At 69.2% G+C, this 18,059-nt stretch carries 14 protein-coding genes and 1 pseudogene; 1 reads left to right on the top strand and 14 read right to left on the bottom strand.

What is annotated here, in order from left to right:
* Nucleotides 1-199: 199 nt before the first annotated feature.
* Nucleotides 200-6,004 (bottom strand): excinuclease ABC subunit UvrA, encoded by a 5,805-nt coding sequence (uvrA, locus tag AC1DYK_RS11965; RefSeq protein WP_478166499.1) that lies wholly within the window; start codon nt 6,002-6,004, stop codon nt 200-202.
* Nucleotides 6,005-6,219: 215 nt separating this feature from the next.
* Here uvrA and AC1DYK_RS11960 point away from each other — a divergent pair.
* Nucleotides 6,220-6,333: pseudogene (locus tag AC1DYK_RS11960) on the top strand (nucleotidyltransferase family protein); the annotation flags it as partial.
* 10 nt (nt 6,334-6,343) lie between these two features.
* Here the strand turns inward: AC1DYK_RS11960 and AC1DYK_RS11955 are convergent.
* From AC1DYK_RS11955 to AC1DYK_RS11895, 13 genes are all read right to left on the bottom strand, one after another.
* Nucleotides 6,344-7,318 carry a Bug family tripartite tricarboxylate transporter substrate binding protein gene (locus AC1DYK_RS11955; RefSeq protein ID WP_478166498.1) on the bottom strand — a complete coding sequence of 325 codons (975 nt, stop codon included), beginning with the start codon at nt 7,316-7,318 and terminating at the stop codon, nt 6,344-6,346.
* Between the two features lie 89 nt (nt 7,319-7,407).
* Entirely contained in the window at nt 7,408-8,586 is a 1,179-nt protein-coding gene (locus AC1DYK_RS11950) for a thiolase (RefSeq protein WP_478166497.1), read from the bottom strand.
* Entirely contained in the window at nt 8,583-8,984 is a 402-nt protein-coding gene (locus AC1DYK_RS11945; protein WP_478166496.1) for a Zn-ribbon domain-containing OB-fold protein, read from the bottom strand. The genes AC1DYK_RS11950 and AC1DYK_RS11945 overlap by 4 nt, the downstream gene beginning before the upstream one ends.
* Complete coding sequence (locus AC1DYK_RS11940; RefSeq protein WP_478166495.1) at nt 8,981-9,784, bottom strand: enoyl-CoA hydratase/isomerase family protein; 804 nt, start codon at nt 9,782-9,784, stop codon at nt 8,981-8,983. The genes AC1DYK_RS11945 and AC1DYK_RS11940 overlap by 4 nt, the downstream gene beginning before the upstream one ends.
* A complete protein-coding gene (locus tag AC1DYK_RS11935; RefSeq protein WP_478166494.1) occupies nt 9,781-11,478 on the bottom strand; it encodes a long-chain-fatty-acid--CoA ligase in 1,698 nt (565 codons plus the stop codon). Before AC1DYK_RS11935 ends, AC1DYK_RS11940 begins: the two co-directional genes overlap by 4 nt.
* Nucleotides 11,479-11,604: 126 nt before the next feature.
* Nucleotides 11,605-12,738, bottom strand: coding sequence for an acyl-CoA dehydrogenase family protein (locus tag AC1DYK_RS11930; RefSeq protein WP_478086307.1), 1,134 nt, complete (start codon nt 12,736-12,738; stop codon nt 11,605-11,607).
* Between the two features lie 17 nt (nt 12,739-12,755).
* Nucleotides 12,756-13,583: an SDR family NAD(P)-dependent oxidoreductase gene (locus AC1DYK_RS11925; RefSeq protein ID WP_478166493.1), complete on the bottom strand. Its 828-nt coding sequence runs from the start codon at nt 13,581-13,583 to the stop codon at nt 12,756-12,758.
* A gap of 32 nt (nt 13,584-13,615) precedes the next feature.
* Nucleotides 13,616-14,044 (bottom strand): MaoC family dehydratase, encoded by a 429-nt coding sequence (locus AC1DYK_RS11920; protein ID WP_478166492.1) that lies wholly within the window; start codon nt 14,042-14,044, stop codon nt 13,616-13,618.
* Nucleotides 14,045-14,058: 14 nt separating this feature from the next.
* Nucleotides 14,059-14,502 carry a MaoC family dehydratase N-terminal domain-containing protein gene (locus tag AC1DYK_RS11915; protein WP_478086281.1) on the bottom strand — a complete coding sequence of 148 codons (444 nt, stop codon included), beginning with the start codon at nt 14,500-14,502 and terminating at the stop codon, nt 14,059-14,061.
* Between the two features lie 5 nt (nt 14,503-14,507).
* Nucleotides 14,508-15,692: a lipid-transfer protein gene (locus tag AC1DYK_RS11910; protein ID WP_478166557.1), complete on the bottom strand. Its 1,185-nt coding sequence runs from the start codon at nt 15,690-15,692 to the stop codon at nt 14,508-14,510.
* A gap of 107 nt (nt 15,693-15,799) precedes the next feature.
* Nucleotides 15,800-16,234 (bottom strand): PaaI family thioesterase, encoded by a 435-nt coding sequence (locus AC1DYK_RS11905; protein ID WP_478166491.1) that lies wholly within the window; start codon nt 16,232-16,234, stop codon nt 15,800-15,802.
* Complete coding sequence (locus tag AC1DYK_RS11900) at nt 16,231-17,046, bottom strand: SDR family oxidoreductase (protein ID WP_478166490.1); 816 nt, start codon at nt 17,044-17,046, stop codon at nt 16,231-16,233. Before AC1DYK_RS11900 ends, AC1DYK_RS11905 begins: the two co-directional genes overlap by 4 nt.
* Before the next feature lie 8 nt (nt 17,047-17,054).
* On the bottom strand, nt 17,055-18,041 hold the full coding sequence (locus AC1DYK_RS11895; protein WP_478166489.1) for a tripartite tricarboxylate transporter substrate binding protein: 987 nt from the start codon (nt 18,039-18,041) through the stop codon (nt 17,055-17,057).
* Between the last annotated feature and the right edge of the window lie 18 nt (nt 18,042-18,059).

Genomic DNA, 18,059 nt, shown 5'->3' with positions numbered 1-18,059 from the left:
GCAGCTGGCCGTTGAACACCCCAAAGCCCGGCATGCGGTGCGGGACGGGCGATCCCCTCTGCGCCGCTGAGGAGCGCAGCGAGTTTGCGCGGACCCCGCCTGAAGCGAGCACCGCAAGGCAGCCCGAAGGGCCGGCGCAGTGGGGTCGACGGGCCCGCACCGCGTGCCGGGCGCCTCCCGAACGAACAAGCCGACACAATCACGCTTCACGCCGCTTCGGCTCCGGCTTCGACGCCGCTTCGCGCACCGGCAGCGTCAGCACCTCATGCCGTTCGCGCGAACGCGCCAGCACCGGCGCCAACGCGACGCCCGTGTGCGTGCCCAGCTTCACCACGTCTTCCGGCGGCGCGGCCGCCACCACGCGTCCACCGCCGTTGCCACCTTCGGGCCCGAGGTCGATCAGCCAGTCGGCTTCGGCGATGACGTCGAGGTCGTGCTCGATCACGACCACGCTGTGGCCGCCGTTGACCAGCCGGTGCAGCACATGGATCAGCTTCTCGACGTCGGCCATGTGCAGGCCGACCGTCGGCTCGTCGAGCACGTAGAGCGTGTGGGGCGCCTTGTTGCCGCGTCGCGTGACGTCGTCGCGCACCTTGCTGAGTTCGGTCACCAGCTTGATGCGCTGCGCCTCGCCCCCCGACAGCGTCGGCGACGGCTGGCCCAGCGTCAGGTAGCCGAGCCCGACGTCCTTCAGCAGCTGCAGCGGATGGCTGATGTTCGGCATCGAGGCAAAGAAATCGACCGCCTCGTCGACCTCCATCTGCAGCACGTCGCCGATGCTCTTGCCGCGCCAGCTGACCGCCAGCGTCTCGGGGTTGAAGCGCGCGCCGTGACAGACCTCGCACGCCACCTTCACATCCGGCAGGAAGCTCATCTCGATGGTGCGCACGCCCGCGCCGTCGCAGCCCGGGCAGCGGCCCTCGCCGGTGTTGAAGCTGAAGCGTGCAGGCCCATAGCCGCGCGCCTTGGCTTCGAGCGTGTCGGCGAACAGCTTGCGGATCGTGTCCCAGAAGCCGATGTAGGTCGCCGGGCAGCTGCGCGGCGTCTTGCCGATCGGGGTCTGGTCGACCTCGAGCACGCGGTCGATGGTCTCGTAGCCTTCGACCGCGCTGCATCCCACCCATTTCGGATGCTTGCCCGCGGCATCGGCGTCGCGTCCGGCCTTGGTCATGCGCTGCACCACCACCGCATACACGTTGGCCAGCAGCACGTCGCGCGCCAGGGTCGACTTGCCCGAGCCGCTGACGCCCGTGACCGCCACCAGCCGATGCAGCGGCAGCGAGACCGTGACGTCCTTCAGGTTGTGCAGGTCGGCGCAGCGCACGCTGAGCCAGTCCGGCGCGCCGGGCTCGGGCGCCGGCACGTTGCGCCGGGCCTGCAGCGGGTGTTTGATCGCATCGCGCAAATAGCGGCCGGTCTGCGAGTCGCCCGCGCCCTGGATGTCTGCGACGCTGCCTTCAGCCACCAGCCGGCCGCCGCGCTTGCCCGCGCTGGGACCGATGTCGATGATGTGGTCGGCACGCCGGATCGTGTCCTCGTCATGCTCGACCACCACCAGCGTGTTGCCCTTGTCGCCGAGCTTGTGCAGCGCGTCGAGCAGGATCTGGTTGTCCCGCGCATGCAGGCCGATGGTCGGCTCGTCGAGCACGTAGCACACGCCCTGCAGATTGCTGCCGAGCTGGGCCGCGAGCCGGATGCGCTGGGCCTCTCCGCCCGAGAGGGTGGGCGCGCCGCGGTCGAGCGTGAGATAGCCCAGTCCGACCTCTTCGAGGAATTCGAGCCGGCTCTTGATCTCGGGCACCAGGTCGCGCGCGATCTCGGCCTGGCGGCCGCTGAGCGCGATGTTCTCGAACCAGATGCGGATATCGCTCACGCTCATGCGTGCCAGCTCGGTGATGCCGATACCGCCGCCTTCGCCGAACAGCACGGCGCGCGCGGTCGCGTTGAGCCGCGTGCCTTCGCAGGTCGGGCATGCCACGTCGCCGACGTCTTCGGCCTCGGGCTCGGCGAAAGTCTGCTCGCGCCCCTTCTGGTCGTCGGCCATCACCGAGTCGTCGTAGACCTTGCGCTGCTCCTTGGTCAGCTTGACGCCGGTGCCCACGCAGTCGGGACACCAGCCGTGCTTGCTGTTGTAGGAGAACAGGCGCGGGTCGAGTTCCGCGTAGCTGGTGCTGCAGACCGGGCAGGCGCGCAGGGTCGAGAAGACCTGGGTGCGGCCGATGCCGGCGGTCGGTGCGCCGGCCATCATCGCGCCGCGCAGGCCGGTGAGTTCGCTCAGCACGTGCAGCACGCCCTTGCCATGCTCCAGCGCCCGGGTCAGGGCCTGGCGCAGCTCGGTCTCCCGCGCCGGCAGCACATCGAGGCTGGCCACCGGCAGCTCGATGCTGTGCTCCTTGAAGCGGTCGATGCGCGGGAAGCCCGTGGTCGGCAGGAATTCGCCATCGACCCGCAGGTGCGTGAAGCCGCGCGGCCGGGCCCAGTCGGCCAGCTCGGTGTAGACGCCCTTGCGGTTGCTCACCAGCGGCGCCAGCAGGCCGATGTGCTGGCCCTTGAAGTTCTTCAGCAGTTGCGCCGCGATGCTGTCGGGCGTCTGCGGCTGCACCGCTGCGCCGTCGTGGATGCAGTGCTGGATGCCCAGCTTGACGTACAAGAGGCGCAGGAAGTGCCAGACCTCGGTGGTGGTGCCGACGGTGCTCTTGCGGCCGCCGCGCGACAGCCGCTGCTCGATCGCGACCGTGGGCGGAATGCCGTAGACCGCATCCACTTCCGGCCGCCCCGCGGGCTGCACGATGCTGCGCGCATAGGCGTTGAGCGATTCGAGATAGCGCCGCTGCCCTTCGTTGAACAGGATGTCGAAGGCCAGCGTGGACTTGCCCGAGCCGCTGACCCCGGTGACCACGCTGAACTTGCCGCGCGGGATGTCGACCGAGAGGTTCTTGAGGTTGTGCTCGCGCGCATTGACGATCTGGATCGCATCGCGGCCCGGCGCCGGCTGCACCCTCGCCGCGTAGCTGCGCGCGGCACGCTCCGCCACCTTGTAGGCACCCGGCCCGACCGCGAGTTCGTAGTCGGCCAGCGCCGCACCGGTCAGCGAGGCGGCGTTCTCGCGCACCTGCTCCGGCGTGCCGACCGCGACCACCTGGCCGCCGCCCTCGCCGCCTTCGGGCCCGAGGTCGATCAGCCAGTCGCTGGCGCGGATCACGTCGAGGTTGTGCTCGATCACGACCAGCGAATGGCCGGCGTCGAGCAGCTTGCGCAGCGCCCGCATCAGGCGCGCGATGTCGTCGAAGTGCAGCCCGGTGGTGGGCTCGTCGAACAGGAACAGCGTGCCCTTGCGCGCCAGCGGCTGCTTGCTGGCGCTGCCGCTCTTGGCGGCTTCGGCCAGGAAGCCCGCGAGCTTCAGGCGCTGCGCCTCGCCGCCGCTGAGCGTCGGCACGGGCTGGCCCAGCTTCACGTAGTCGAGGCCGACGTCGACGATCGGCTGCAGCACGCGCAGCACCTCGCGGTCGTTGCCAAATGCGGCGGCCGCCTCGGCCACAGTGAGGTCGAGCACGTCGGCCACGTTGAGGTTGCGGTCCGCGCGCTCGATCGTCACCTCGAGGATCTCGGGCCGGTAGCGCTTGCCGTCGCAGTCGGGGCAGCGCAGGTAGACGTCCGACAGGAACTGCATCTCGACATGCTCGAAGCCCGAGCCGCCGCAGGTCGGACAGCGGCCGTCGCCGCTGTTGAAGCTGAACTTCGAGGCCGTGTAGCCGCGCTGCCGCGACAGCGCCGCCGTGGCGAAGATCTCGCGGATCGCATCCCAGGCGCCGACGTAGCTCGCAGGATTGGAGCGCGCCGTCTTGCCGATCGGCGACTGGTCGACGAAGACCACGTCGCTCAGGCGATCGGCGCCGAGCATGCGGTCGTGCGCGCCCGGGCTTTCGGTCGCCTTGCCGAAGTGGCGCATCAGCGCCGGCGCCAGCACGTCCTGCACCAGCGTCGACTTGCCCGAACCGCTGACGCCGGTGATGCAGACCAGCCGCGACAGCGGCAGCTCGACCGTGATGTCCTGCAGGTTGTGCTCGCGCACGCCTTCAAGAATGAGGCGCGGTGTGTTGTCGCTGACCATCCGCCGGAAGCCCATGCCGATCTGCTTGCGCCCGCCCAGGTACTGGCCGGTGAGCGTGTCGGCATCGCGCAGCGCGTCGGTGCTGCCGTCGAACACGATCTGGCCGCCACGCACGCCCGGTCCCGGACCCATGTCGATCACGCGGTCGGCGGCCAGCATCACGGCCGGGTCGTGCTCCACCACCACCAGCGTGTTGCCGGCGTCGCGCAGCCGAAGCATCGCCTCGGTGATGCGGTTCATGTCGCGCGGATGCAGGCCGATGCTGGGCTCGTCGAGCACGAACAGCGTGTTGACCAGCGAGGTGCCGAGCGCCGTCGTGAGGTTGATCCGCTGTACCTCGCCGCCGCTCAGCGTGCGGCTCTGGCGGTCGAGCGTCAGGTAGCCGATGCCGACATCGTGCAGGTAGCGCAGCCGGGTCGTGATCTCCTCGAACAGCAGCTTGAGCGCCTGCACGTCGCCTTCGCTCGCCGTGCTGCTGTTGCCGTGGCTTTCGATGCCGTCGAAAAGGCGGCGCAGCCGCTCGATCGGCAGCAGCATCAGGTCATGCAGGCACAGGCCCGGCAAGGCCTCGAGCTGCTCGCGCGACCACCTGGCGCCGACCGGCATGACGCGCTTCGCGGGGGCGAGCACCGCGTCGGCGTCCTCCTTGCTGCCGATGCGCCACAGCAGGCTCTCGAGCTTGAGCCGCGCACCGGCGCAGGTCGGGCACGGCGTATAGCTGCGGTACTTCGACAGCAGCACGCGGATGTGCATCTTGTAGGCCTTGCTCTCGAGGTAGGCGAAGAAGCGACGCACGCCATACCACTGCTGGTTCCACTTGCCCTTCCAGTTGGGCGAGCCCTCGATCACCCAGGCCTGCTGCTCGGGCGTGAGCTTGTTCCACGGCGTGTCGCGCGGGATGCCGGCCGCCTCGGCGTGGCGCATGAGGTCGTCCTGGGCCTCTTTCCAGGCGGGCGTCTGGATGGTCTTGATCGCGCCGGCGCGCAAGGTGAGCTTTTCGTTCGGGATCACGAGCCCGAGATCGACGCCGATCACGCGGCCGAAGCCGCGGCAGGTCTCGCAGGCGCCGACGGCCGAATTGAACGAGAACATGGAGGGGATCGGGTCGGCGTAGCGGATGTCGCTCTCGGGGCAGTGCAGGCCGGTCGAGAACTTCCACACCTCAGGCGGCGTTCCTTCATCCGCCGACAGGGCATGCGCCGTGAGCCGCCCGCTGCCCCGCTTGAGCGCCACCTCGATCGCCTCGACCACGCGCACTCGCTCGGCCCCGGCGATGCGGAAGCGGTCGGCCACCACGTCGAGCACCTTGCGCGGACCGGTCGGCGTGGCGACCTCCCGCTCGGCCTGCACGCGCGTGAATCCGCTGGCGGACAGCCACTGCGTCACTTCCTCGGCCGAAGTGCCGGCCGGCAGTTCGACCGGGAAGGTGAGCACCACCCGCGGATCGCCGGCCGCCGCGGCCCGCGCCACCAGTTCGGCGTAGATCGAATCCGGCGAATCGTGCCGTACCGGCAAGGCCGTCTCGCGATCGAACAACTGGGCCGCGCGCGCGAACAGCAGCTTCAGGTGGTCGTTGAGCTCGGTCATCGTGCCAACGGTCGAGCGCGAGGATCGCACCGGATTGGTCTGGTCGATCGCGATGGCGGGCGGCACGCCCTCCACCTTGTCGACCGCCGGCTTGTCCATGCGGTCCAGGAACTGGCGCGCATAGGCCGAGAAGGTCTCGACATAGCGCCGCTGGCCTTCGGCATAGAGGGTGTCGAACACCAGGCTCGACTTGCCCGAGCCGCTCGGCCCGGTGACCACCGTCATCTCGCCGGTGCGGATGTCGAGGTCGAGGTTCTGGAGGTTGTGCTGCCGTGCACCGCGAATCCGGATGGAGCCCTGTGTCATGAATGCCTTGGGGGGTGGGGCAGACATTCTAGGAACTCGGCCCGACCTTGGCTTGCTAAAGGACAACCGGATACAGGCGCCCCGAGTTGCCCCGGATTTCTGTGGACAAGGCTGTGCGTGGCGCCGGGACGGCCCCCGCGAAACGCAGAAGCGGCGCGGCTTTCCGCTGGTTTGCCTGCAAATGAGGCATCCGCGATCACCACCCCTCGAAACAGATGGAAATCGCCGACATTCTCGAAAATCGCAACAACCGGGCCATCCTGGAGCGATGGCGCGATCTGTCCCTACCGGATGGTTGGCTGGTTGCCGGCTGCCTGTTTCAACCGGTGAGCGAGCCCCTCACTGCGCCAGCCGGATATTCGCGTCCTTGATGATCTTCGCGTAGATCTCCGAGTCCGTCCGCAGCACCTTCTGGAACTCCTCCGGCTTGCCGCCCGCCACCTGCAGGCCCAGCGACTCGATCTTGGCCGAGACATCGGGCAGGCGGAGGATGCGATTGATCTCTTCCGAGAGCTTGTGCACCACCGGTGCCGGGGTGCCAGCCGGCACGAACACGCCGAACCAGCCGTAGGGATCGAAGGAGTGATAGCCCAGCTCGGCGAAGGTGGGCACATCCGGCAATCCGGGCATGCGCTGCGTGCCCGTCACCGCCAGGGGGCGCATGGACTTCAGGTGCGGCCGGGCGCTCGCGCTGTCGATGAAGGCCGAGGCGAGCTGACCGCCGACGAGGTTCGTGACCAGCGGCGCGGCGCCCTGGAAGGGCACGTGGACCAGGTCGATGCCGGCCTGCATGTTGAGCAGCGAGCCCTGAATGTGCGCCGAGGTGCCGGCGCCGTAGCTGCCGAAGTTGTACTTGCCGGGGCTGGCCTTCACCATGGTGATGAAGTCCTGCAGGTTCTTCGCGGGCGAATCCAGCGGCACAGCGAGCAGGCTCGGGCTACGCGCGATCATCGCGACGGGTGCGAAGGCCTTCAGCGGATCGTAGGGAAGCTTCTCCATCAGCGGCGGCTGCTGGATCAGCGCGGTGATGCCGATGAGCAGCGTGTAGCCATCCGCCGGCGCCTTGGCGACAAACTGGTTGCCGATGGTGCCCCCGGCGCCGGGCCGGTTGTCCACCATCGCGGGCTGCCCCCAGGCTTCCTGCAGCTTTTGACCGATGGTGCGCGCCAGCGTGTCGGTGGCGCCGCCCGCGGGATAGGGCACGACCAACTTCAGCGGCTGGCTGGGGTAGGGCGTCTGTGCCAGCACCGGCGCGACCAGCAGGCACGCGAGGCCGGCGGCAACGCAGAGCCTGCGCATCATCGATGTCTTCATGGGCTTGTCTCCTTGATGAAAGATGGGAAAGTGAGCGCGCCGCCTCGGCACCGGATCGGGGGTGGTGCCGGGCAACGTCGTTTTTTTGTTCAAAGCACCTCGGCAGTGCCGAGGATCGCGGTCGCCTGGCTGGACAGCATCCCGCCGTTGCCGTGCGCGAGTGCGGTGCGCGCGCCGGCCACCTGGCGGTCGCCACCTTCGCCGCGCAACTGCCGCACGGCCTCGATGAGCGCGAAGATGCCGTACATGCCGGGATGCACGCAGGACAGGCCGCCGCCGTTCGTGTTGACCGGCAGCCTGCCGCCGGGCGCGATGGCGCCGTCGGCGACAAAGCGGCCTCCTTCGCCCTTGGGGCAGAAGCCCAGGTCTTCGAGGAACAGCAGCGTGTTGATGGTGAAGGCGTCGTAGAGCTGCACCACGTCCATGTCCCCCGGCGCAAGCCCCGCCATGGCGAAGGCCTCGCGGCCCGACTGGCTGGCCGCCGTGACCGTGAGATCCGCCATCGAGGAGATCTGGCGGTTCCACACCGCCGTCGCATTGCCCAGCACGTAGACCGGCTTCTTCGGCAAGTCCCGGGCGCGCTCGGCGCTCACCAGCACATAGGCGCCGCCGCCATCGGTGACGAGGCAGCAGTCGCGCACCGTCAGCGGGTCCGAGATCATGCGTGATGCCAGCACGTCCTCGCGCGTGAGCGGATCGCGCACGAAGGCTTCCGGGTTGAGCCGGGCCCAGGCACGGGCCGCCACCGCGATGTCGGCAAGCTGCTCGCGCGTGGTGCCGAACTCATGCATGTGGCGCGATGCCGCCAGCGCATAGGCGGACACCGGCAGCATCGGCTCGTAGGGATGCTCGTAGGGCTGCGGATCGAGAAAGCGGCGCGCCGCGACGATCTCGCGCCGTCCGAAGGCGGCGCTGCGTTGCGCGCTGCCGTAGCAGACCAGCACGGCGCTGCACTGGCCGGAACGGATCGCGTGCATCGCGGGCAGCAGGTGCGCGATGAAGCTGCTGCCGCCCAGCATGGTGCCGTCGATGTAGCGCGGGTTGAGGCCGAGGTACTCGACGACCGGCAAGGCCCACATCGCGGCGGAAGCGCTCGCGGTGCACAGTCCGTCGATGTCGGCCATGGTCAGGCCGGCATCGGCGACGGCCGCGCGCGCCGAGCGGGCCAGCAGTTCCATGTCCGTGAAGCCCGGCTGCTCGCCGCAACCGAAAGTGGCGGCCCCGGCGATGGCGGCGCTGCCGCGCAGTGACCGCAGTCCGGCGCTCATGACGCAGCTCCCTCGATGGCATCGAACAGCACGAGACCACGGCCGTCCTTCGATTGCACCCGTGCCTTGACGCGCTGGCCGATGCGCACCGCGCCGGGCGCGAGATTGTCGACACGGCTCATGAGCCGCACGCCCTCATCGAGCTCGATCAGGCTGACGTTGAGGTCGCCGCCGTCGGCCGGTTTGCGCCGCACGGTCGTCACGGCATGCACGGTGCCGAGGCCGACGGGCGTCGTCCATTCGAGCGTCGTCCCGCCGCAGTGCGGGCAGTGCTCGCGCGGGTAGTACACATGGCGGCTGCAATCGGCGCAGCGCTGGATGAGGAAGCGGCAGGCATCCAGCTCGCCCTGGTGGAAAGCCTGCACGCCGGTGGTGGCGTCGATCGGGGTCTGGCTCACTGCGCTCGCTCCTTGTTCGTGGGCCACTGGAAGGGCAGCGGCTGCTTGTCGAGAAAGCGGTTCACCGCATCGCGGTGCTCCGTGGTGCCGAAGGCCAACGCCTGCGCATTCGCCTCGGCGTCGAGCATGGCGGCCAGCGCGCCCGCGTCGCCCGTGGCGCGCTTCACGAGGCTCACGGCCAGTGGCGAGGCACCGGCGAAGCTGTCGGCCAGGGCCAACGCGCGCGGTACGAGTTGCGCGGGGTCGTGCAGTTCCATCACGATGCCGAGGTCGCAGGCTTCGATGGCGCCGACCTCGCGCGCCGACAGCATCAGCTCCCGCGCCCGCTGGGCGCCCACCACGCGCGGCAGCGTGTAGAAGGCACCGCAGTCGGGCACCAGGCCGAGCTTCAGGAAGGACATGCAGAAGCGCGCACGCGGCGTCGCGAGCACGAAGTCCGCGGCCAGCGCCAGGCTGAAGCCGGCGCCATAGGCGGCGCCATCGACGGCCGCGATCACCGGCTTGTCCATCAGGATCAGGTCGCTGAACCAGCGTTGCGTGTCCTGCATGCGGGCGCGCCAGCCGGCGTTGCCGAGCTCGGCCTGCGCAATGCCGCGCAAGTCACCGCCCGAACAGAACTGCCCGCCGGCGCCGGTCAGCACCAGAGCGCGCACGTCGGTATCGCTGCGCGCCTGCGCGATGGCCCGGGCCAGGTCGTCTCGCAGTGCGGGGGTGAAAGCGTTGCGGTTGGACGGCATGTCCAGCGTCAGCACGGCAGTGCTGCCCTGGCGCTCGTAGCGAATGGCCGTGAAATCGCTCATGATCGTTGTTCCTGGGCTGCGGCGCGGTGCGCTTCCTGCAACTCGCGCCAGAGGATCTTTCCGGTGCCGGACTTCGGCAGGCTGTCGATGAACTCCACCAGCCGGGGCGCCTTGTAGACCGCCATGTGGTCGCGGCACCATGCCACCACATCCTGCTCGCTGACGTTCCCGCGCTGCTGCGGCTTCAGCACCACCAGCGCCTTGACGGTCTCGCCGCGCCTGTCGTCCGGCACCGCGATGACGCAGGCCTCGTGGATGGCCGGATGCTCGTACATCGCGTTCTCCACTTCGGTGGGCCACACCTTGTAGCCGGAGGCGTTGATCATCCGCTTGAGGCGGTCGCGCAGGAAGAAGTAGCCCTCCTCGTCCATCGAGGCCAGGTCCCCGGTGCGGAAGAAGCGCTGGCCGCCGATGTCGATGAAGGCGTCGCGATCCGCCGCCGGATTGCGCCAGTAGCCCTTCATCACCTGTGCGCCGCGCGTGACCAGCTCGCCGACTTCGCCGGGCGGCAGCTCCTCCAAGGTGACCGGATCGACGATGCGCGACTCCACGCCCTGCGTCGGCATGCCAAGGCACTGGCGCTTGCCGCGCGCGGGCGGATTGGCATGCAGGAAGGACGCCGTCTCCGTCAGGCCGTAGGCCTCGTTGTAGGTGAGCCCGTAGCGCTGCGAGAGCATGGCCGCGACCGCCTCGGGCATCGCGGCGCCGCCGCCGGACATCAGGGCCAGGCTGGACAGGTCGCGCCGCTGCGCCTCGGCATGCGAGAAGAGATCGATCACCATCGCCGGCGGCGCCGACCACGCGGTCACCGCGTGGCGCTCGATCAGGCGCGCCGCCATCGCGGGATCCCAGCGCGGCATCATCACCGCCGTCGCGCCCAGGAAGATCGTCAGGTTCATGCCGTTCTGCAGGCCCAGCATGTGGAAGAGCGGCGCGACGGCCAGCGTCACCGTCTCCACGTGCACCTGCTTCCACACGGCCGAAGCGGCCAGCGATGCCAGCAGCGTCGCATGCGTGTGCATGCAACCCTTGGCGAGGCCGGTCGTGCCGGATGTGTAGGGCAGCACGGCCAGATCGTCCGGCGCGGCGGGGAGTGCGTCGGGGACCAGGCCGAGCGCGACCGCCTGCTCGAAGCCATGCAGCGCCGCGTCGTCCAGGCGCATGCGCGGCGCCGCGACCCAGTCGGGCAGTTCGTCGCCATCCGCCTGCGCGCCAACGACATCCGCGTAGGCGTGGACGAGCACCGCGCGCAGCGCGCCATCGCCCTCGCCCTCGCCCTCGCCCAGCGTCAAGGCCGGGAGCAGATCCTGCGCCGCGATCGCGACGCGGGCTCCACTGTCGGCGGCGTAGTGGCGCACCTCGGATGCCTTGCTCATGGGGTTCACCGGCACCACCACGGCACCGGCGCGCAGCACGGCGTAGAAGGCCGTGACGAACTGCGGGCAGTTCTGGCTCGCGATCAGAACGCGATCGCCGGGCGCAACACCCATGCGCTGCCGCAGGTAGGCGGCCAGCGCGTCGACGCGCTCGCGCAACTGCGCATACGTGGTCGACGCGCCGCAGTAGACGATGGCCGGCTTGTCCGGGTAGCGGCGCGCCGCCGTGTCCAGGTACTCCGGCAGCGTCGCGCGCGGCACGCGCAACTCCCGCGCGACGCCCTTGGGCCAGAAGCGCAAGTGAGGCGCGGCGCTCATTGGGCAACCTCCGTGCTTCGCACTTCGGTGCGAGCTTGCTTGGAGCGGTCCGGCGCGGCGCTCATTGGGCAACCTCCGTGCTTCGCACTTCGGTGCGAGCTTGCTTGGAGCGGTCCGGCGCGGCGCTCATGGCTTCTCCAGGGCCCGGGCGATGATCTCCTTCATCACCTCGTTGGCACCGCCATAGATGCGGCCGACGCGCACGTCGGCATAGAGGCGCGCGATGGGGTATTCGTTCATGAAGCCGTAGCCGCCGTGCAACTGCAGGCACTCGTCGACGATGCGGCAGCAGGCGTCGGTGGTCCACCACTTGGCCATCGCCGCGGTCGGCACGTCCAGCTCGCCCACCATCAGGCGGGCGATGCAGTCGTCGACGAAAGCGCGAGCCACCTGCGCCTGCGTCTCGCATTCGGCCAGCTTGAAGCGGGTGTTCTGCATCTTCAGCAGCGGCTGGCCGAAGACCTGGCGGTCGCGCACATAGGCCACGGTCTCGGCGATCGCGCGCTGCATGGTCGCCACCGCGCCGACGGCGATCAGCATGCGCTCGCGCGGCAATTGCTGCATGAGCTGCGCGAAGCCGCGGCCCTCCTCGCCACCCAGCAGGTTGTCGGCGCCGACGCGCACGTCGTCGAAGAACAGCTCGGTGGTGTCGAGCGTCTTCTGGCCCATCTTGTCCAGCAGCGGCCCGCGGCGGAAGCCCGGGGCGCCCTCGGTCTCCACCATCAGCAGCGAGATGCCTTTCGCGCCGCCGGCCGCATCGGTCTTGGCGGCCACGCAGACGAGGCCGGCATGCATGCCGTTGGTGATGAAGGTCTTGTTGCCGGTGATGCGCCAGGTGTCGCCATCGCGCCGCGCCTGCGTGCGGATGCGCTGCAGGTCGGTGCCCGCGCCGGGCTCGGTCATCGCGATGGCCGCCACGAGTTCGCCGGTCGCCATGCGGGGCAGCCAGCGGCGCTTCTGCTCCTCGGTGCCGTAGGCCAGCAGGTAGTGGGCGACGATGCCGCTGTGCACGTTGTTGCTGAAGCCCTGCGCCATCGCACGCATCTGCTCCTCGCAGATCACCGCCTCGTGCAGGAAGTTGCCGCCGCCGCCGCCGTATTCCTCGGGGATGCTGGCGCACAGCAGCCCGGCCGCGCCGGCCTTGGTCCAGATGTCGCGGTCCGCGTGGTGCTGCGCGCGCCAGCGAGTCTCGTTGGGAACGCACTCGCGCTCGAAGAAGCGACTTGCGCCGTCGCGCAACATCTCCAGCTCCGGCGTCATCCAGGCGCGGGTCGCGTTCACGGCCTTCCGCCTCCGCAGACCAGCACCTGTCCGCTGACATAGTTCGATTCCGGGATGCAGAACATGTAGACCGCACCGGCCGCTTCCTGCGGCGTGCCGCCGCGACCCAGCGGGATCAGGGCTTCGGCGTTCTTCAGGATCTGCGGATTGACGCCCACCTTGATCTGCCGGCCCTCGACGTCGATGCTGGCGCCGGCGGTGGCATCCGCTTCGGTCAGGCGTGTCTTGATCAGGCCGAAGGCGACGCTGTTGACGTTGACCTTGTAGCGGCCCCATTCCTTGGCCATCGCCTTGGTCAGGCCGTTGATGCCGGCCTTGGCGGCCGCGTAATTGGCCTGGCCCGCGTTGCCGTACACGCCGGAGGTGGATGAGACGTTGACGACCTTGCGAAACACTTCGAGGCCTTCGTCGGCCTCGCGCCGCGCAGCCTCGCGGATGAAGCCCGACGCCGCGCGCAGGATGCGGAAGGGCGCGGTCAGGTGCACGGCCAGCATAGCCTCCCACTGCTCGTCGGTCATCTTCTGCACCACGTTGTCCCAGGTGTAGCCGGCGTTGTTGACGATGATGTCCAGGCCGCCGTAGGTGTCGATGGCCGTGCGCACGAAACGGTCTGCAAAGCCGCTTTCGGTGACGCTGCCGACGCAGGCCGTGGCGCTGCCGCCCGCGGCCACGACGTCGCTGACGGTCTGCCGGGCCGGTTCGGCGTCGAGGTCGTTGATCACGACGCTCGCGCCTTCGCCGGCCAGCTTGAGCGCGATCTCGCGCCCGATGCCGCGGCCGGAGCCGGAGACCAGGGCGACCTTGCCTTCGAGTTTGCGGTTCATATGTGTCTCTCTCCTGTGGTCCGTGATGTCAGTCAGTTCCAGGCGACCAGCGCCTCGCCGCTCAGGCGGGTGGTGCCTTCCTGGTTGGCCGTCGCGATGTGCAGCCGCACACAGCGCTGGCCTTCGCGTTCGAATTTCTCGGCGATCCTGCCGGTGCAGGTGATGCGCTCGCCCACGCGGGTGATGGAGGCGAAGCGCACGTCCAGCGACCGGATGGCCGATTGCGCAACCCAGTGCGTCAGCAGCCGCCCCAGCCAGGCGGCCGACAGCATGCCGTGCGCGAAGACGTCCGGCATGCCCGCGGAACGTGCGAAGTCGGTGTCGACGTGAATCGGGTTGTGGTCGCCGGAGGCGCCGCAGTACAGCGCGAGCGCGAGCCGGCTGATCGCCGGCAGCTCCAGCGCAGGCAGCATGTCGCCCGGCTCCAGCGCGTTCCAATCCGGCAGGGTCGTGGTGGTCATGGGCAGGGTCTCTCTCATGTGTTGCGCACCACGGTCACGCAGCGCAGATCGGCCACCGGTTCGTCGCGCTGGTTGGTCACACGGGTCGTCCGCACGACGAATTCGAGCGCGCCGTTCTTCTTGTCGTAGATGTCTGCAATGCGCTGCTGGAAGGTCAACGTATCGCCGGCATAAGCCATCGCGTGATAGGTGAAGCCCTGCTCACCGTGCAGCAGGCTGCGGTAGTCCATGCCCAGCAGCTCGCGGATGGCGGCGGGATCGGGCGCCTCCATCTCCAGGCAGAACAGGAAGGTCGGCGGCACCGGCAGGCCGGGATGTCCCGCCGCGCGCGCGGCGGCTTCGTCGATGTAGACGGGGTCGGTCTGGCCCGTGGCCTTGGCGAAGAAGCGCAGGCGGCCCTTTTCGACCTCCACCTGGAAAGGCGGGAGCGTGTGGCCGATGTGGCGGCGATCGATCATTGGTCTCAAGCTGCCTGATAGAGCGTGATGACGCAAGCGCCGCCGAGGCCCAGGTTGTGCTGCAGCGCAAGGCGCGCGCCTTCCACCTGCCGTTGCCCGGCCTGGCCGCGCAGTTGCCACACCAGTTCGGCGCATTGCGCGAGCCCGGTGGCGCCCAGCGGATGGCCCTTGGACAGCAAGCCGCCGGAAGGATTGGTCACCACGCGGCCGCCGTAGGTGTTGTCGCCCTCGACGATGAAGCGCTCCGCCGTGCCCTCGGGCGTGAGGCCCAGCGCCTCATAGGTGATCAGCTCGTTGGCGGTGAAGCAGTCGTGCAGTTCCACGACGTCCAGTTCTTCCGGGCCGATGCCCGAGTCGTCGTACACCTGCCGGGCCGCGGCGGCGGTCATGTCGTAGCCGACCAGCTTGCGCATGTCCTTGCTGTCGAAGGTGGTCGAGGTGTCGGTGGTCATCGCCTGCGCCGCGATCACGACGCGCATGTCCAGTCCGTGCTTCTTCGCGAAGTCGGCCGAGCAGACGATCGCCGCGGCCGCGCCGCAGGTGGGTGGGCAGCACTGGAAGCGCGTGAGCGGGTCGAACACGGGCGCCGAGGCCATCACCTCGTCCAGCGTCAGCGTCTGGCGGAACACCGCCAGCGGATTGCGCGCCGCATGCTGCCGCGCCTTCACCGCGATGCGGCCGAAGGTGTCGCGACGGATGCCGTGCTGCGCCATGTAGTCGCGGCCGGCGCCACCGAAGAACTGCGCCGCACGGGGCGCTTCGGGGACGAAGCCCTGCTTCTGCGTCATCACGTCGGCGAATCGCGCCATGGGCGACGGCCGGTCGTCGTAGGCGCCCTTGAGCGCGCCGGGCTGCATCTGCTCGAAGCCGAGCGCGATGGCGCATTCGACCATCCCGCTTTCGACCGCCTGGCGCGCGAGGAACAATGCGCTGGACCCGGTGGAGCAGTTGTTGTTGAGATTGAAGACCGGAATGCCGGTCAGGCCGACGCCGTAGATGGCCGCCTGGCCGGCGGTCGAATCGCCGTAGACGTAGCCGACGTAGGCCTGCTGCACCAGGCTGTAGTCGACACCTGCGTCGTCGAGCGCGAGTTGCGCGGCGCGCGCACCCATCACGGTGTACGGGTCGCTGGCACCTGGCTTGGTGAAGGGGATCATGCCCACGCCGACCACGTGGACGGGGCGATGCATACGCGTCATGGAAACTCCTGTGGGTACTCGTTGCGATGGAATCAAGTCTCGGCCGGGGCCGGCGCTTCAACAATCGCGGATTGGGCCAAAACGATTGGCCGAAACGCTCACGCGGGATCGCGGTAGCGGAAGGTGCCCATCGCGCGCGCCGCCACCTCGCCGCTGACGTCGGTGACGGTCGCCTCGCAGAAGCACACCGAGCGCCCGCCGCCCGTGGCACGCCCGTCCGCGAGCAGGCGCCCGCTGGTGGGCCGCATGAAGGCGATGTGCATGTCGACCGTGACGACCTCCCGGGCATAGGCCACGCGCGAGAGCGCGGCATGCGCCATCGCGCTGTCGAGCAGCGTCATCAGCACGCCGCCGTGGCCGCTGTCGTGGTTGTTCAGCAGTTCGGGTCGCAGTTCCACCGACACCACGGATTCGCCTGCGTCGGCGCGCTCGACACGCAGGCCGATGTGCTCGGAGAAAGGGACGTAGCGCTGCGGGCCGCTGCGCGGCTTGTCCCTTTCCTGCGTTGTCGTGCTGGCGAGATGCAGGCTCATGCCGTCTCCCGCTTCGATGCGGCCGCCGCCGCGGTGAAGTCGCGCGGGCCGGTCAACGCGAGTCCGCCGTCGACCGGAATGATCGCGCCGGTGATGTACGAGCCCCAGTCGCTCGCCAGCAGCATCGCCATGCGGCTGATGTCTTCGATGCGGCCCAGCCGCTTCAGCGGCACGCGCTGCGCCATCGCCTGCATCGTTTCGTCGGTGGGCGCGAGGCGCTTCAATCCCTCGGTGTCCGCGATCGGTCCGGGGACGATGGAGTTGATGCGGATGCCCTGCGAACCCCACTCCAGCGCGAGCACCTTCGTCAGCATGTCGACACCCGCCTTGGCCGCGCAGACGTGGGCCTGGAAGGGCGTGGGGATGAAAGCCTGCCCGGCGGAAATCTGCACCACGCACGCGCCCGGCTTGCGCAGGTGCGTGTGCGCCAGACGCGCCACGTTGAAGCTGCCCAGCAGGTCGATGTCGACCACCGTCTTGAAGGCGTTGGGCGACATGTCGAGCGCAGCGGCGAGGAAGTTGCCCGCTGCGCCCGAGACCAGCACGTCGATGGGGCCGAAGCGTTCGGTGGCCTGCCCGAAGGCGCGTTGCAGCGCCTCTGGCTGGCGCACATCCGCCGGGATGCCCATGGCCTCGGTCCCGAGGGATTCGAGCTGCTGCGCAGCCGTCGCCACCTTGTCGGGCGACCGGCTCAGCACCGTGATGCGGGCACCGGCGCGGGCGAAGGCCTGCGCGATGCCGAAGTTGATGCCGCTGGAACCACCGGCCACGAACAGGTGGCGGCCCTTGAAGTCGAAAGCTGAGAAGTCCATGGTGTTCATCACTCCGGTTTGAAGCCGAGTTCGCCCAGCATCCGGGCGTCGCGCTCGAACTGCGCCTTCGCGTAGGCGGCGTAGGCGTGGCCGTCGATCCACTTCGGCTGCATGTCGAACTGCTCGAGCTGGTTGAGGTAGGCCGGGTCGGCCGATGCCTTGCGAAAGGCCGCGGCCAGGCGCGCGGCGATCTTCGGGTCGAGGTTCTTCGGCGCCACGAGGCCGACGGGCGACTCGATGACGAGGTCGTGGCCGAGCTCCTTCACGGTCGGCACGCCGGGGTAGCGCTTCAGGCGCTCGGCGGTGAAGGTGGCCAGGAGCTTCACCTTGCCGCCTTGCACCTGCGGGCCGAAGCCGGGGTCGCCGTACACGTCGAGGTGGTGGCCGATCAGCGCCGTGAAGGCTTCGCCGCCGCCCTTGAAGGGCACCATGTTGAAGGTCGTGCCGTTCATGCGCGCGAGCCGTTCGCCATAGATGCGGTTGATGCTGGTGGCGCCCACGGTGCCCCAGCTGATCGCGCCGGGGCGCTTGCGCGCATCGGCGAGCAGTTCGTCGAGCGTCCTCCACGGTGCGTCGCTCGCCACCGCGACGCCGGTGGCCATGCCGAAGAGGCCGGCCAGGTAGGTGAAGTCGCGCAGCGGGTCCCAGTTGACCTTGTGCAGCAGCGGCGCGCGGATCACCGAGTTGTGCATCACGGCCAGCGTGTAGCCGTCGGATTCGTTCATCAGCGCCACCGAGCCCGGGCCGGTGATGCCGCCGGCGCCCGGCCTGTGCATCAGCACGATCGGTTGCCCGAGATCGCGCGAAGCCACGTCGGCCAGCGCGCGGAACATCGGATCGAAGGAGCCGCCCGCCGGAAAAGGCATCACCAGCGTGATCGGCTTGCTGGGGAACGGCTCGGCCGCGAAAGCGGCGCCTGCTGCCGCGGCGGCGCCGAGCGCGAGCAGCGCGCCGACGGCGGTGCGCCGCTGCAATGAGCGGATGGGTGGTTTCATGTCGTCTCCTGGAGTTCG

Source organism: Variovorax sp. P2_H12 (genome assembly GCF_056403395.1).
This window is presented reverse-complemented; position numbering and strand designations above follow the sequence as displayed.

What these genes read in the sequence shown, in the direction of transcription:
- uvrA (WP_478166499.1), bottom strand. Translation starts at nt 6,004, where the DNA reads ATGACACAGGGCTCCATCCGGATTCGCGGTGCACGGCAGCACAACCTC.
- AC1DYK_RS11955 (WP_478166498.1), bottom strand. Translation starts at nt 7,318, where the DNA reads ATGAAGACATCGATGATGCGCAGGCTCTGCGTTGCCGCCGGCCTCGCG.
- AC1DYK_RS11950 (WP_478166497.1), bottom strand. Translation starts at nt 8,586, where the DNA reads ATGAGCGCCGGACTGCGGTCACTGCGCGGCAGCGCCGCCATCGCCGGG.
- AC1DYK_RS11940 (WP_478166495.1), bottom strand. Translation starts at nt 9,784, where the DNA reads ATGAGCGATTTCACGGCCATTCGCTACGAGCGCCAGGGCAGCACTGCC.
- AC1DYK_RS11935 (WP_478166494.1), bottom strand. Translation starts at nt 11,478, where the DNA reads ATGAGCGCCGCGCCTCACTTGCGCTTCTGGCCCAAGGGCGTCGCGCGG.
- AC1DYK_RS11930 (WP_478086307.1), bottom strand. Translation starts at nt 12,738, where the DNA reads ATGACGCCGGAGCTGGAGATGTTGCGCGACGGCGCAAGTCGCTTCTTC.
- AC1DYK_RS11925 (WP_478166493.1), bottom strand. Translation starts at nt 13,583, where the DNA reads ATGAACCGCAAACTCGAAGGCAAGGTCGCCCTGGTCTCCGGCTCCGGC.
- AC1DYK_RS11920 (WP_478166492.1), bottom strand. Translation starts at nt 14,044, where the DNA reads ATGACCACCACGACCCTGCCGGATTGGAACGCGCTGGAGCCGGGCGAC.
- AC1DYK_RS11915 (WP_478086281.1), bottom strand. Translation starts at nt 14,502, where the DNA reads ATGATCGATCGCCGCCACATCGGCCACACGCTCCCGCCTTTCCAGGTG.
- AC1DYK_RS11910 (WP_478166557.1), bottom strand. Translation starts at nt 15,692, where the DNA reads ATGCATCGCCCCGTCCACGTGGTCGGCGTGGGCATGATCCCCTTCACC.
- AC1DYK_RS11905 (WP_478166491.1), bottom strand. Translation starts at nt 16,234, where the DNA reads ATGAGCCTGCATCTCGCCAGCACGACAACGCAGGAAAGGGACAAGCCG.
- AC1DYK_RS11900 (WP_478166490.1), bottom strand. Translation starts at nt 17,046, where the DNA reads ATGGACTTCTCAGCTTTCGACTTCAAGGGCCGCCACCTGTTCGTGGCC.
- AC1DYK_RS11895 (WP_478166489.1), bottom strand. Translation starts at nt 18,041, where the DNA reads ATGAAACCACCCATCCGCTCATTGCAGCGGCGCACCGCCGTCGGCGCG.